Raw genomic sequence first — 15,191 nt, forward strand, 5'->3', positions numbered from 1 at the left:
CATGAAGCACCCATATTCGATTCACGGGCGCTCGACAAGCAGCGCCGCTCGGAAATAGCCGACGATGCGTCATATATGGGACAGCGAGAACGCCTTCACGGGGTACAATGGCAGAATGAATTCCTTGCATACCATACCCACACAGCAATTCGACACGCCCGCCCAGCACAAGGCAGCAGTCATCGACGCAATAGGGGCCGCCCGCGAAGAAGGGCGCCGCCCCATCGTGCTCTGCGCCAGCTACGCCGAGCAACTCGCCTGGAAGCGCACGCTCGCCCGGGAAGGCCACGGCTTCGGCGTAAGCGTAACCACGCTACCCGCATGGGTCGAAGAGCTCTGGATGCTTCACGGCGACGGCTCCGCCATCGTAACCCCGCTTACGCGCACGTTCGCCATAAGGCAGGCAGCGCACGAGCACGTGTGGAGCAAGAACCCCACCGAGGGAACGCTCAAGCTCCTCGAGCGATGCGCCGCCGAGGCAATGCCCTACGCAACAACGGAAGGCTGCGTCCTTTCCGCCGAAGAGCTGCACGTTGCCCAAACGGTCATCGCCTACCGAGCGCTGCTGCGCGAACGCAACTTCATCGAAGCAAGCGAAGCATGCGCGCTGCTTGCCCAGCATGGCAGCCTGGGCGCGTATCAGCCCATTGTCGTGAACATCGCCGAAGACGACCTCACGCACGCGCAATGCCAACTGCTCGAGGCAGCTGGCGCCGCGGCCCAGTTCCACACCGCCGCACAACCCGGCAACGAAGACCGCGCAGACGAACTGCGCAGCCTGCTTGGCATGCTCTATCGCAGGCAGAAAGACGATGCCGCCATCGCAGCGCAAGGCCACGTGCGCATGGCCTTCCCCATGGGCCCCACTGCAGAACTGCCGCTCATCGGTACCACGATCGAGCAGTTCGCACAGCAGGGCACGGTGATCGTGGCGTGCAAGAGCCCCGCGCAAGCGTTCGACGCGCTTGCTCCCGCACTCGTCGAGTCGGGCATCAGCTGCTCGTTCGCCGACTGCATACCCTTCGGCGCCACCCCCATGGGACGCCATCTGCTCAACCTGGCTAGCCTCGTGAACGCAAGCGATACCGACCTGCTGCTGGCCGCCGACGACGCGCTCAACATCTTCGCGGGCGTCAACATCGTCTCGGCGTTCCGCTCAGACCAAAGTCGCAGGAACAACCGACTTATCCAGCCTACCGAAGTGCTTAGCAACCTGGCCAACAACGCCAGCGAATCGCTGCAGGGAGTCATCGGCCTGCTCGAAGAGGGGCTCATTGACGACGCGTTCGGCGTACTTGCCGCCTACGCAGCTCCCATCAGCGCCTATGGCGTTGGACCCGCAACAAGCTCCCCCGCCGTGCTCGCAAAGGCGCGCGAGGCATGCCGCGAAGCCAGCAGCTGGGGCCTTTCGTGGCAGGAGGCCGTTCGCTCGCTGGAAGGCGCCTCCATTCCCACGTCGCGTTCCACGAGCGAAGATACGGAAGCCACGGTGCGCTTCATCTCACTCGAAGACTGCGCCCAACTTCCCGCCGCCTCGGCGGACACCGTTATCATCTGCAATCTCTGCGCCAACGTGTACCCCATTAAGGAACCCGAAGACGCGCTCAGCACGCTGCTGCGCACGTGGGGTTGCGTACGTCCGGCCACACCGCTCGCTACCATGCGTCGCACGTACGCGCTTGCTTGCTCGGTGGCACGAGAAACGCTCGTGCTCGAGCGCGCCCTGCACGATGGCCAGACCGAAGATCTGCAACCCGCAAGCGTCTTCGAGGAGCTCGTCGATTGCTATCGGGCCAGCCTGGCAAGCGACGCCGACACGAACAAGAAGCTGCGCATTCCGCAATCGCTCGTACCATTCGCAACGGTGCGCGGCGAGGAAGCCCTCGTGGCAAACGCCACGAACGGCGCCCTAGCCACCGAACGGGAAGCCGACGCACCCGTGATCGGAGAAATCGACGCGAGCGCTCGCTCCTTCATCACCCTCGGGCAGAACCGCGGGCAGGAAACAAGCGACCTCCTGGCGCTTTCGCCCTCGCAAATCGAAAGCTACCTGGAATGCCCCTACCAGTGGTTCGCCAAACGCCGCCTAAAACTCGACACACTCGAAGAATCCTTTAGCAAGGTCGAACGCGGCAACTTCATCCATAGTACGCTGGAGCATTTTTATGCACGCTTCCAGCAGACCATCGCGCCCAAGGTCACTGAGGAAACGCTCGAGGACGCACGCAATCTCATGCAGGTGGTCTTCGAGGAAACGGCGCAGCACCAGTTCGAAAAGAGCCCGGGCAAGGGCCGCTACGTGCCCATCACGGAATCGGAGCGCCGCGCACGCGACGCCATCCTACCCATGCTGCAGGACTACCTGGAATACGAAACGATGCTGCTGCCCTCGTTCACGCCCCAGCACTACGAATGGCGATATGGCGATGCCGAGCCATTTACCTATGCCGGATGCACCATCTGCGGCAGTGTCGACCGAATCGACGTCGACGAGCAAGGGCGCGCATTCGTCATCGACTACAAGTCGTCTCTCTCCAAGGCATATCGCCTGCACGAGAAGCCCGCGAAAGACGAACCGGCACCAACCACATTCGTGCTGCCCCACAAAATGCAGGCGCTCATGTATGCGAAGGTCGTGCGCGACCTGCTGGGCCTGCAGGTGGTAGGAACGCTGTACCTCAACCCGCTCACCTGCGAAATCCAAGGCGCCTACGACTCCCGCATCATTGGGCTCGAAGAGCTGCCCTTCAAGAAGGACGCCGACGCCACTTGCGCGCAGGTACCCTGGTGCGATGTCCACACCTTCGACGAGCTCATCAACCGCAGCGAGCAACTCGTTGCGCAACGCATAGAGGAATTGGCGCAGGGCGTCATCCACGCGCAGCCCATCTGCAAAGACGCCTGCAAGTACTGCCCCGTGGGCAACTGCACGGAACGCCTGGAGAAGCGGAGTATATAAATGGATATGACTGGCTACAAACCAGGGCAGTACAACGCAATCACCTACCTCGAAGGCCCGCTGCTCATCTGCGCGGGCGCGGGCAGCGGCAAGACGTTCACGCTTACACAACGCGTGGCGTGGTCGCTCCTGCCTGGCTCGGGAAAAGACGGCAAGCCCTTCCTCGATTCCATCGACCAGGCCCTCATCATCACCTACACCAACAAAGCCGCAGGTGAAATCAAGGACCGCGTGCGCCAGGTGCTGCGCAAGGAGGGCATGGTGGAGGAAGCCCTGAAGGTTGACGCCGCCTGGATCTCCACGATTCACAGCATGTGCGGGCGCATCCTGCGCGAGCACGCCCTAGAGCTGGGCATCGATCCGGCCTTCAAGCTCGTCATGGGCGACGATCAAGCACGCGCGCTTGAGCAGGCCATAGAGACCGTGCTCGTGCGCATACGCGAAGAAGGCGATACGCGCTTCGACGCGCTCATCAACGAAGCCGGCATCGACAACGTGCGCAACATGGTGGGCAGGGTTCTGAACACGGCCGCCAGCCAGACCAAGGGGCTCCAGGCATTCGACCTGGGCCCGAAGGCCACCGACGCGGGTAAGCTCGCCCGCGAGCTGCTGGGGCTCTGCGAAGACCTGCAGGTTGCCGGCACCGACAAGAACAAGGAAACCGCCGAAAAGCTCGCCGACGACCTGCGCGATATGCTCCAGTCCGGCGAGGTTTCGTCGAGCGCGCTTGCCGACATCCTGGATGGCGTAAACAAGCGTGGCCTGGGCGGCAAGAAGGCCACCGACCTCAAGGACTGCATTGCGGAATGCGCGGGCATCTGCAAGGCAGAAGCCCAGGTGCCGCACATGGAAGCGCTCATGCTTCTGGGCACCGAAGTCGACGAGGCGTATCACGACCGGCTCGCCGCGCAAGCGTACATCGACACGGGCGATCTCATCCGGACCACGCTGCGCGCGTTCCGCGAGCACCCCAATATCGCGAAGGAATACACCGAACGATTCCGCCTGATCATGGTGGACGAATTCCAAGACACGAGCCAGCTGCAGATCGACATGATCGAGCAAATCGCCGGCCCCGCCAAGACGCACCTGTGCACCGTAGGCGACTCGCAGCAGAGCATCTACCGCTTCCAAGGTGCCGACGTCGAAGTGTACCTGCGCCACAAGCAGGACATGTTGGGGCTTTCCCCCGTTGCCGCCCATCGCGAGGAGCTGGGGCACAACTTCCGCAGCCACGGCGATGTGCTTGCATTCGTGCGCGCCGTCTGCGGACGCAAGGGATACTTCACCGAAGACTTCCTCGACCTGGAGGCGGCAACCGAAGGCAGGCCGTGGAGAGGCGAAGGCCCACGCATCGAGGTCATGCTCACCGAGTTCCCCTCCAAAGGCGGGAAGGATTTCGCCACCCAAAAGGAAGCCGAGCTCATCGCGCAGCGCTTCAGGAGCCTCGCTGACGCAGGTCACAGCCCTGGAGAAATGGTCATCCTCATGGGGGCCACGTCGGCGGCGGGCGTCTACGCCCAGGCCGTGCGCGACCAGGGCATGGAATGCGTCATTACGGGCGGCTCGAAGTTCTTCGAAGGCGAACACGTGCGCACGTGCCAGCGCCTGCTGAAGGTGCTGGCCAACCCGCATGACACGGAAAGCCTGTTCGTGGTGCTCAGCAGCGACGTCCTGCCCGTGTCCTCCACCGACCTTCTGTATCTGGCCACGTACAAGACCGAGCCGCAAGGCACCTACATCAGGCAGAACCTTTCCAAGGGCCTGCTCTACGACGACCGTGCGCCCATGGCACAGTCCCCGCTTATGGAGCATGCCGGAACGGTGCTGCGCCATGCCTGGGACAAGCTGGGCGTCGTGGAACCGGGCAAGCTCTTCCTGGAAACCGTCGTCGAATCCGGCTGGCTTTCGCGATTGGAGGCAAAGGGCGCCGAAGGTCGCGCGCAAGCAGCCGACATCCTGAAGTTCGCGCGCATGGTCAGCGACAAGGCGAGCGAAAACGGCTACGACATGGCCCGCTGCGCGCAGGCCATGAGCGACGCCGCGCAGCTGGGAGGCGAAAAACCGGGAGCGCTTTCCACGGAAGAATCCAAGGCCGTGCGCATCATGACCGTGCATTCCTCGAAGGGCCTGGAATTCCCCATCGTTGCCGTCGTCGACTGCTACGAAACGCGCGATCGCGGGGAAAAGCCCGCGGTACTCGCCGACGAGGGCACCGTATTCGCAGCATTCTCCACGAGCGGCATCAAGTCCGGCGAAGAGGACGATTTCAGCATCCACGACGCACGGAACCAGCTCGAGCACGCAAGCGCCATCAAGCGCATCAACGCGGAACGCGAATACGAGGAGAAGAAGCGCCTTTTCTACGTGGCCGCCACGCGTGCCAGCGCTGGCCTTATCGTGTGCATGAAGCACGCGATCACGAAAGAGGGCACGTACAAGCAGGTTATGGGTGATATCCTGGCGGGTCTCTGCCCTGGGCAGCCAGACTTCCCCGCTTCCAGCTGCACCCTGGAATACGGCGGCAGCGAGCCGCTCGCGTTCACGCGCAACCGGGTGTATGACCCCAACAAGGAAGAGACGGAAGAAGGCACCATCGAGAGCAAAGAGGGTGCCGTGGAAGAACCTGCTCCCGATCAGGCAGAGCGCGAGGAAACGCTCATCATTCCGCAGTTCTCGTTCCCACCCCAACCACGCACGGTAGCGGTGAGCATGCACGACGATTTCTTCTCGTACTCGTCCATCGCACCGGAAGGTTCCCATGGCGTTGTGCATGCGCACGAAGAGGAACCCGCCGACGAACCCGCAGAGCCCATCGAGCCCGCAAGCGGCGACCAGCCTGCCAACGACGCCGACAAAGCGACGTCATTCGGCTCGGCATTGCACATGGCCTGTGAATGGCTTGCCCTGCAGACGAGCGAACCGTCGGAAGCGGATATCGATGAGGCGCTCGAGCGCTTCGCCACAGCTTGGGGCGTTTTCGACGTCGAACGCCTTCGCAAGGCCTTTATGCGCTGGCTACGCTCAGACATCAAGGAGCGCAGCTTCGCGTACGCTCATCATGCCCCCGAAGTGCCCTTCAGTGCTGCCATTGGCGAGCGCATCCTGGAAGGCGAAATCGACCTGCTCTGCTACGACGACCCATCGGCATCCGCCCTCATCATCGACTATAAGACGGGTGGCAGCCCGCAGGAAAGCGACGAGGCGCTGCACGACAAGCACCTGCTGCAGGCGCAATGCTACGCCTATGCCGCATTGCAGGCCGGGTTCACGAGCGTGGAAGAGCATTTCGTGCGCGTGGAACAGGAAGACCCCGCCAACGAAGGGCAGCCACAAGAGGTCGTCTACCACTTCGATGCGAGCGATCTCGACGCGCTTTTCGCAGCCATCGCGCAGTAGAAGCGGACGTCGTACAACACGTGATATAACGACCATACACCCCAAGGTGTATTGTCCCCAACGCGCTGTGACTGCTTCGTGATGGGCTTACCAGCTTGAAATAGGGAGCGTATTATTCAACCTGTCCCTGATGCGACGGGGCTACCCCCCTCTAAACCCTCCCCGTCGCACTTCTCAGAAACAGATGAGAGCGCCGAACTGCAGACGGCGCTCTCTTTTTTTCTTTGAAAGACTTACAGGTTAGTCCACGCCGTAGAAGCGGGCGAAGTTGCCGTAGAGCATCTGCTGGTTTTCCTCATGGCTGTAACCCAGAGCAAGCAAGCGCTCGAATTCCCTTTCGGGACTCCACATGGGATAGTCAGTTCCCCACATGATGCGATCGACGCCCAGATGATCAACGAGATAGCGAGCGTCTTCCACCGATGCCCAACCGAGCATGCTGCTCGTGTCGAACGCGATGTTCGCACCAGCGCGCACGGCGCCTTCGATTACCAGCGGGCGGCGCTTCCAAATGCGGCAGCAGCCAAAATGCGCGGCGTGCACCTTCAGGTCGGGCACTTCCTCGAACACGCGCATCAGGCGCTCGGGCGCGCTGTAATCGTAGCGCTCGTCGCCCACGTGCAGCAGCATCACCAAGCCACGGCGAGCCGCTTCGCGATAGAGCGGCATCATGCGCGGGTCATCGATGTTGAAGTACTGCATATCGGGATGCAGCTTGATGCCCCGCAATCCCAGTTCGTCCAGCTCATCAAAGAGCACGCCAAAATCGGGCATGTCGGGGTGCGCAGTGCCCAGGCCCACGAATCGGTCGGGAGCAGAAGCCACTTCGTCGGCTATGAAACGGTTGATGCTGCTCACCTGCTTCACGGTGGTGGCCACGCTGAAGATGAGGAACTTCTCGACGCCAAATGCACCCGCCTTGGCAAGAAGGTTAGCCGCCGTGGGAACGTCCTCGTACATGTCGGTGCGATAGAACGCGCCGATGGCCGTGGAGGCCTTGGAAGCGATTTTCTCCTTGTAGACGTGGGCGTGCGTGTCAGCGACCCTGTATACGAACCCGTCGGGTGCCGTGATGCTCATGGAAGTCCTTTCAGCGTTGATATCGTCGCCTACTTTACCACGCGATAGTAGGCGACGCGACCGAAACCGCCGTATGTGAAGAACGCTTTTTCCGATATCCAGAAACGGAACGCGGAACTAATGCTTGCGACGACCGCGCGAGCGAATGCGCCCAGCTTCCTCGTTGCGCTGCTTCTGCTGCTCGTTTTCCTCGAAGAGTCGCAGATACGATTCCAGCCGCTGAGCGGGGATAACGCCTGCCTCGACGGCCTCGCGCACCGCGCAGCCGGGCTCGGCGCCATGCCTGCAGTCGCGGAAGCGGCACTCCATTGCCGCCTTGTCGATATCGGGGAAAGCCGCTGCGATGCCCGCATCGGCGTTCCATAGGCCTAGGCCGCGCACGCCAGGCATGTCGACAACCCACCCGCCATCGCGCACGGCGACCATGCTGCGGTTCACCGTGGTGTGGCGTCCCTTGCCATCGGTTTCGCGCACGGCCGTGGTCTGCTGCACCTCGCTGCCAGCCAGCAGGTTCACCAAACTCGACTTGCCCACGCCCGAGCGGCCAATAAGGACGGCCGTGCAATCTGCGGGGATGCAAGCGCGCAAGGCTTCCACGCTTGGCGCGTCAAATTCGGATACCACCAGCACGGTATCGTCGTTGGTGGCAATGGCGCGAACGAGCCGCGCGGTTTCCTCGAGCTGCGCATCGTCCTCGGCAAGGTCGGCCTTGGTAAGCGCAACCACCACGCGCGCGCCCGTTTCATGGGCGAGCACCAGCTCGCGTTCGAGGCGGCGGATGTTCAGCTCGAACAGGGGATGCGCAACCACGACCACGTCGAAGTTGGCTGCGAGCGTCTGCGGAAGGGATCGCTCGGCAGGGTCCTTGCGCACCAGGGCGCACCTACGCGGCAGGATTTCCAGAATCTGGGCGATATCGGCCGCCTCGTCGACCTCGACGATTACGTCGTCGCCTATGACAGCGCGATGCTTCTCGCCCTTCACCAGGGCCGTTGCATGCTTGCAACGAAATTGCGCGCCATCTTCCGCACGCACCATGGGAAAGCCCCTATCCAGCTGGACCACACGTGCCTGCAAGCGCATTATCGCTGCCTTTCGCGCAGATAGTAGTACACGATCATGAGAACCACGCCCACGGCGCAAAGGACGAGGCCGGGGATGAAGTCGTTGATGTCGAGCACGTCGGACGTGGTGGTGCCCGACTTCAGCGCCTTGACGGTGGTGGCGTGAATATCCTGGGAGCCCTCGTGCTCGGTACATGCGATATGGAATTCGCCCTGCACCTGCAGCGTCGTGCCGATGGAATCGTAGCCGCCATACGTGTCGATGAGGTCGAGGTCGCTTTCCTCGATGCGCACCGAAATGGTTCCCTCGCGCGCGGCATCCTGGCTGGAAAGCGTGATCCAGGCGTACTCGGTGGCGGTGTCGTTCACCGCATCGCCCACCACCTCGCCGGTAACCTGCACCGTCGAGCTATCCATGGAGGCATCGCCGTTCACCAGGTCGTAGATGCTCGTGTCGTAGAGGAACGAGTTGTCGGGCATCTGCTGCGTGTTGATGAGGTTGTCGCCTTCCCCATCGGCGTCGACGGCCCAGGCCTTGGTCCAGGTGGGAACGCTCATGAGAACGAATGTGACAGCTGCGGCGGCAAGCACCGCGATGAGGCGCTTCAGCTTCTCGCTCACTTGCGCTCCCCCTTCCGCTCTGCCTTCGCGCCCGTTCGGGGGCGCGGCTTCATGGAAACGAAAATCTTGATGCCCACGGCCAGGAGCGTTACGAACTCAAGACGTCCGGCCCACATCTCGGCGATGTAGATGAGCTTCAGCGCGATGGGCATGGATGCGCTCGTGATGCCGGCGGACATGCCACCGTTGCTGGCCATGGCGATGCTTTCCATCAGGGCGTCTACGGCGTCGTAGCCCAGGGCGATACCCGCCAGGGCGCCCACGATGTACACGAGCACGAACATGATGAATACCGTCATGGCTTCCTTCACCTCGCCCGCGCCCAGGCGGATGCGGCCGATGTGGTAGTAGCTCGTCTGGATGCGCGCCGAATCGGGCGATGCGGTGATCTTCATCGTTTCGATTGCGGACTTGCCGATGATGGCGATACGGCGCAGCTTGATACCGCCCGACGTAGACCCCGAAGAGCCGCCGATGGCCATGGCGATGGCCAACACCAGCAGGGCGCCCGATGGGAATACCGCATTGAGCTGGTTGCTCGTAAGCGTGGCGAAGCCAGCGGTGGTGAACGCGGAAACGAAGGTGAACAGGCCCATGCGCAGCATGGTAGGCGCATTGGAGAGAAGCGCCACGCCCGCGATGCTAGCCGCGAAGATGGCGAGCATGATCATGACCCAAAGCACGCCTGCGCGCACTTCCATGTCGTGGAAGAATGCCTCGACGCGGCCTTTCAGCACCTCGCTCTGCAGGCTGAAGTTGATGGATCCCAGCAGCATGAGCACCATGAGCACGACCTCGATGACCACGCTGTGGTAGTACGCGACATTGGTGCTGTTGGGCGAAAGCCCCACCGTGAGGAAGCTGGATACGGCCATGAACACGCCATGGAACATCGAGCGCGCGAGCGTCATGCCATGCGCGAGCATGCAGGCGACGAGCACCACCGACGCCGCGCCAATCACGATGAGCGAGAGCTTGATGGTGAAGCGTGCCGTTTGAACGACGTTCGGAAGCACGTGCTCGCTGTGGCCTTCGGAGTCGTACAGGCTGGAGTCGGTGACGGCGCCGAACGCGCCGAACGACATGGCAACGACTACCAGGCCCAAGCCGCCTGAGTACATCGTCACCAGGCGCCATACGCTATCGGCGTAGGAAAGGTGGTCGGGCTGCGAAATGATGGAGGCGCCCGTGGTGGTGAAGAGCGCCATGGAGTCGAAGAAAGCGTCGAGATACGAGCCGTAGTGATTGCTCATGACCAGGGGCACTGCGCCCATGAGGGCCACGGCGAGCCAGGCGAAGCTAGTGATGGCGATGGCCTGCTGGCGGTTCAAGCGACCAGGGGCGATACGTGCCATGCGCAAGGCGGAGCCAATGGTGAGGGCGATACCTACGGAAAAGAGGTAGCGATGAGCGGGCTCCCATTCCTTGGCGCCAATGGCCACCAGAAGGGGAACGAGCATGCCGATGCCCACCAACGTGAGCAGAACGCCCAGGTAGTGCGCAATAACGCGGAAGTCATAGAATGTATAGCGCTGCCACATGCCCTATCCGATGATGAACTTGACCGCAACCACGATAACGCCCAGCACTGCCACGAAGCACAGCGTGGAAAGCACAAGGATGCACACCCCTACCAGTGGCGTTTCCATTCCCGTTACCTGTTCGCGCTGAATCTTTCGCATGGTGGCATTCTATCGCGAATCGGTGCCAATGTTATGGAGAGAATAAGACCAGACGGCCACACGTGCCATCTGGTCTTTTCTACGTGTAATTCCCTCCTGCCCCTGCAAGAGGTCTCCATATGGGGCGCAGGCGAAAGGCTACGCCTCCAGGCGCGGCGCCTCGGGTGCCGGATTCTCGACGCTGGCCGCGTAACGCAGCTCGTCGTTCAGGTCGATGGTGACCTTCGCACCCTCCATCACGTTGCCGCGCACCATCTCGTTGGCGATGCGGTCGACGATTTCCTTCTGGATGAGGCGCTTCAGCGGGCGCGCGCCGAATACCGGGTCGTAGCCATCGAGGCTGAGCTGCTGCATGGCCGCCGGCGTGACCACCAGGTGGATGCGGCGCTCGGCAAGACGCGCACGCACGTCTTCCAGCTGCAGGTTCACGATGGGCTCGACGCTTCCCAGCGACAGCGCGTTGAAGATGACGGTGTCGTCGATGCGGTTCAGGAACTCGGGGCGGAACGTGCCGCGCAGGGCGCCGTCGATGGCCTGCTGCATCTGCTTCGCGTCGCCATGCTCGGCAAACTCGCGGATGAACTGGCTGCCCACGTTGCTCGTCATGATGATGATGGCGTTCTTGAAGTTCACCACGCGACCCTGGCCGTCGGTGAGGCGACCGTCGTCGAGCACCTGCAGGAGGATGTTGAAGACGTCGGGATGCGCCTTCTCGATCTCGTCGAGCAGGATGACGCTATAGGGGCGACGGCGAACCGCTTCGGTGAGCTGACCGCCCTCGTCGTAGCCAACGTATCCCGGAGGGGCACCAATCAGACGCTGCACGCTGAACTTCTCCATGTACTCGCTCATATCGATGCGAATCATGGCGCGCTCAGTGTCGAACAGGTACTCGGCCAGCGCCTTCGCCAGCTCCGTCTTGCCCACGCCCGTGGGACCCAGGAACAGGAAGCTGCCAATGGGGCGGTCGGGGTCGGAAAGGCCCGCACGGTTGCGGCGAATGGCGCCAGCCACGGCGGAAACCGCCTCGTCCTGCCCCACTACGCGCTGATGCAGGCTATCTTCCAGATCGGCGAGCTTCGCCATTTCGCCCTGCATCATCTTCGAGACGGGAATGTTCGTCCAAGCGGAAACCACCTCGGCGATTTCCTCGTCGGTGACCTCCTCTTTCAGGATGGCACCGCTTTCCTGCTTCTCGTTGAGCTCCTGCTCGGCCGCTTCCAGCTCCTTCTGGAGCTGCGGAATGCGGGCAAAGCGAATCTCGCTGGCCAAGGACAGGTCGCCCTCGCGCGTAGCGCGCTCTTCCTCGGCGCGAGCGTCGTCGATGCGCGTCTTCAGCTCCTGCACGTGCACGATGACGTCTTTCTCGTTGCGCCACTCGGCCTTGCGCGCGTCAAGCTCTTCGCGGGCTGCGGCAATGTCGCGTTGCAGGGCCTGCAGTCGCTCGCGGCTCGCCTGGTCCTCTTCCTTCAGGAGCGCCTGCTCCTCGATTTGCATCTGCGTGAGCTTGCGGTTGGCGAGGTCGATGTCCTCGGGCATGCTGTCGATCTCGATGCGCAGGCGGCTGGCCGCTTCGTCCATGAGGTCGATGGCCTTGTCGGGCAGGAAGCGGTCGGAAATGTAGCGATTGGAAAGGTTGGCCGCTGCCACCAGGGCGCTGTCGGTGATACGCACGCCATGGTGGATTTCGTACTTCTCCTTCAGGCCACGCAGGATGGCGATGGTATCTTCCACCGTGGGCTCGCCAATGACGACAGGCTGGAAGCGGCGCTCGAGGGCGGCGTCCTTCTCGATGTACTTGCGATACTCGTCGAGCGTGGTGGCGCCGATGGCGTGCAATTCGCCACGCGCCAGGGCGGGCTTCAGCATGTTGCCCGCGTCAAGCGAGCTATCGCCCGTGCTGCCAGCGCCCACGATGGTGTGCAGCTCGTCGATGAACAGGATGATGCGCCCATCGGAGTCCTTCACTTCGCGCAGCACGGCCTTCAAGCGGTCTTCGAACTCGCCGCGGTACTTGGCGCCCGCCATCATCGAGCCAAGGTCGAGCGCCACGATATCGCGGTCGCGCAGGCTACTGGGCACGTCGCCAGCCACGATGCGCTGTGCCAGGCCCTCGACGATGGCCGTCTTGCCAACGCCCGGCTCGCCAATGAGCACGGGGTTGTTCTTGGTTCGCCGCGAAAGCACCTGCACCGTGCGGCGGATTTCCTCCGAGCGACCGATAACGGGATCGAGCTTGCCTTCGCGCGCCTGTTGCGTGAGGTTCTGACCGTACTTTTCCAAAGCCTCGAACTGGGCCTTTTCCGTCTGGTCGGTTACGCGCGTGTCACCACGCAGGTCGTCGTAGGCCTCCTCGATGTTCTTGCGCGTCACGCCGGCGGCGTTCAGGATCTTGCCGGCGTCGCCCTTTTCGCCCGCCAACGCAATGAGCAGATGCTCGCTGGTGGCGTAGGAATCGCCCATCTTCTCGGCAGCCTTTACGGCCTCGTCGAGCACGTTCATGAGGGCCGTGCTAGGCATGCCCGAGATGCCCATAACGCCGCCACCGCCACTGACCTTGGGCATCGCGTCGATCTTGTCGTCGACATTGCGAAGCAGCTGCTTCGCATCGGCGCCAATGCGCTTGATAATGGCGTTGAGGTTGTTTTCCTGCGATTCCAGAAGCGCCTTCAGCAGATGCACGGGCTCGGCCTGAGCCGCGTTGGCATCGCTCGCAATGGAGATCGCGCTTTGCAGCGCCTCCTGCGCGGTGATGGCCAGCTTCTGAAGATTTCCCATGTTCATGGTCGTACCTCCTTAGAGGATTATGTGATGTAGGAAATGCCCGCGCGAGAGACCGCGGGCGCGTCTATGCGATACGGGCCGCACACGAATGGGCGGCCCGCAGTGTCGTCATGGTCAGGGAAGACGGCGAAGGGAGTTGGTTTGCGCGACGACGAGCGAGGTAACGCTCTCGCGCGTTTCCAGCTCGTGCACGCGGTCGGCCAGACGACGCACCTTCTTGTGCAGGGCGTCGAGCTCGGCGTCGCGTTCGTCGATGCGACCCTGCAGGTCGAGAATGCGGATGACGCCGGCCAGGTTGATGCCTTCGCCGGTGAGCTCGTTGATGAGCTCGAGCCGCTCGATGTCGGCCTGGGAGTACATACGGGTGTTGCCGCTGGTACGCTTGGGCGTTACCAGCCCCTTCTGCTCGTAGGAGCGCAGCGTCTGAGGGTGCACGCCGGCAAGCTCGGCCGCCACGGAAATCATGTACAGAGGGCGATCGCGGTCGTCCATTACCATGTCCTCACCTGCTCTTCCGTTGCCGATTCGAATGCCTCGAGGGCTTCGCGCTGAGCGTCGTTCAGCTCACGGGGAACCTTCACGTGCACCGTGAGCAGCAAATCGCCCGAATCGGAGCTCTTCACGCGGGGAGCGCCCGCGCCACGCACCTTCAGCACCGTGCCGTCTTGCACGCCTGCGGGAACCTTCACGCGGACCTTGGTGCCATTAGGGGCGGGAATTTCCACCGAAGCGCCCAGAGCGGCTTCGCCAAGGGAAACGGGCAGGTCCATGAGCACGTTGGCTTCGTCGCGCGTGTACAGCTCGTGCGGCTCGATGTGCGTGGTGACCAGCAGATCGCCTGCGGGGCCGCCATTGGAGCCGGGTTCGCCCTGCGCGCGGAAGCGAAGGCGCGAGCCCTCGACGGCGCCGGCGGGAACCTTGCACGTGAACGTCTGCGTGCCATCGCGACCGGGAACGCGCACGCTCACGCGCTTCTCGCACCCGGAAAACGCCTCGTCGAACGTAACCTTCAGCGTGACGTTGATATCGCGGCCCTTCTGGGGACGCGGGCCGCGCTGAGCGCCGCCGAAGTCACCGAAATCCCACGTGCCGCCAAAGGCACCTTCGCCACGGCGAATGCTTTCCAGGATATCGGCCCAGCTGCCGAAGCCGCCACCAGCACCGCCGAACGGATTGCCACCGCCCCAACCATGGGGAATCTTGCTGGCGTCGCCCGTACCGTACTGGTCGTACAGCTTGCGCTTCTTCTCGTCGCCCAAAACTTCGTAGGCTTCGTTAATCTGCTTGAATTTCTCCTCATCGCCACCAGCGTCGGGATGCTCCTTCCGAGCCAGCTTGCGATAGGCCTTCTTAATCTCATCGGCCGATGCGTTCCGTGAAACGCCCAGCGTCTTGTAATAATCCGGAGTTGCCATAACGTTTCACCTCTTTCAAATACGCAACCAAACCAAAACTTCCATCAGGGCGAACAGCGAAGCGCCTTCGCCCGCGGGACAAACCCACGACCCGGCGAGCGGAACCCACTCGCATCAGGGCGCAAAGCGAAGCGAGCGCCCGTGGAAGCACTCCACGGCCCGGCGAGGAGCATCCACTCGCAGCAGG

General features: G+C 62.5%; 10 protein-coding genes. 2 read left to right on the plus strand and 8 right to left on the minus strand.

Annotated features, from left to right (window positions below; translation table 11 throughout):
• Nucleotides 1-115: 115 nt before the first annotated feature.
• Nucleotides 116-2,959, plus strand: coding sequence for a PD-(D/E)XK nuclease family protein (locus tag AC04P6_RS04830; RefSeq protein WP_475565475.1), 2,844 nt, complete (start codon nt 116-118; stop codon nt 2,957-2,959).
• Between the two features lie 6 nt (nt 2,960-2,965).
• The gene (locus tag AC04P6_RS04835; protein ID WP_475565476.1) at nt 2,966-6,358 is read left to right on the plus strand and encodes a UvrD-helicase domain-containing protein; all 3,393 of its coding nucleotides are present in this window, start codon (nt 2,966-2,968) and stop codon (nt 6,356-6,358) included.
• 240 nt (nt 6,359-6,598) lie between these two features.
• On the opposite strand, the gene AC04P6_RS04840 is transcribed toward AC04P6_RS04835, so the two are convergent.
• From AC04P6_RS04840 to AC04P6_RS04875, 8 genes are all read right to left on the minus strand, one after another.
• Complete coding sequence (locus tag AC04P6_RS04840; RefSeq protein ID WP_475565477.1) at nt 6,599-7,438, minus strand: amidohydrolase family protein; 840 nt, start codon at nt 7,436-7,438, stop codon at nt 6,599-6,601.
• 117 nt (nt 7,439-7,555) lie between these two features.
• Complete coding sequence (gene rsgA, locus AC04P6_RS04845; RefSeq protein WP_475565478.1) at nt 7,556-8,521, minus strand: ribosome small subunit-dependent GTPase A; 966 nt, start codon at nt 8,519-8,521, stop codon at nt 7,556-7,558.
• Nucleotides 8,521-9,123: a hydrolase gene (locus AC04P6_RS04850; RefSeq protein WP_475565479.1), complete on the minus strand. Its 603-nt coding sequence runs from the start codon at nt 9,121-9,123 to the stop codon at nt 8,521-8,523. The genes rsgA and AC04P6_RS04850 overlap by 1 nt, the downstream gene beginning before the upstream one ends.
• Nucleotides 9,120-10,664 (minus strand): TrkH family potassium uptake protein, encoded by a 1,545-nt coding sequence (locus AC04P6_RS04855; protein WP_475565480.1) that lies wholly within the window; start codon nt 10,662-10,664, stop codon nt 9,120-9,122. Before AC04P6_RS04855 ends, AC04P6_RS04850 begins: the two co-directional genes overlap by 4 nt.
• Before the next feature lie 3 nt (nt 10,665-10,667).
• Nucleotides 10,668-10,805 carry a hypothetical protein gene (locus AC04P6_RS04860; RefSeq protein WP_475565481.1) on the minus strand — a complete coding sequence of 46 codons (138 nt, stop codon included), beginning with the start codon at nt 10,803-10,805 and terminating at the stop codon, nt 10,668-10,670.
• A gap of 138 nt (nt 10,806-10,943) precedes the next feature.
• Nucleotides 10,944-13,589 carry an ATP-dependent chaperone ClpB gene (gene clpB / locus AC04P6_RS04865; protein WP_475565482.1) on the minus strand — a complete coding sequence of 882 codons (2,646 nt, stop codon included), beginning with the start codon at nt 13,587-13,589 and terminating at the stop codon, nt 10,944-10,946.
• Between the two features lie 114 nt (nt 13,590-13,703).
• Nucleotides 13,704-14,081: a heat shock protein transcriptional repressor HspR gene (locus AC04P6_RS04870; protein WP_475565483.1), complete on the minus strand. Its 378-nt coding sequence runs from the start codon at nt 14,079-14,081 to the stop codon at nt 13,704-13,706.
• Nucleotides 14,081-15,004 (minus strand): DnaJ C-terminal domain-containing protein, encoded by a 924-nt coding sequence (locus tag AC04P6_RS04875; protein WP_475565484.1) that lies wholly within the window; start codon nt 15,002-15,004, stop codon nt 14,081-14,083. Before AC04P6_RS04875 ends, AC04P6_RS04870 begins: the two co-directional genes overlap by 1 nt.
• Nucleotides 15,005-15,191 lie beyond the last annotated feature (187 nt).

This window comes from Denitrobacterium sp. (assembly GCF_056180635.1).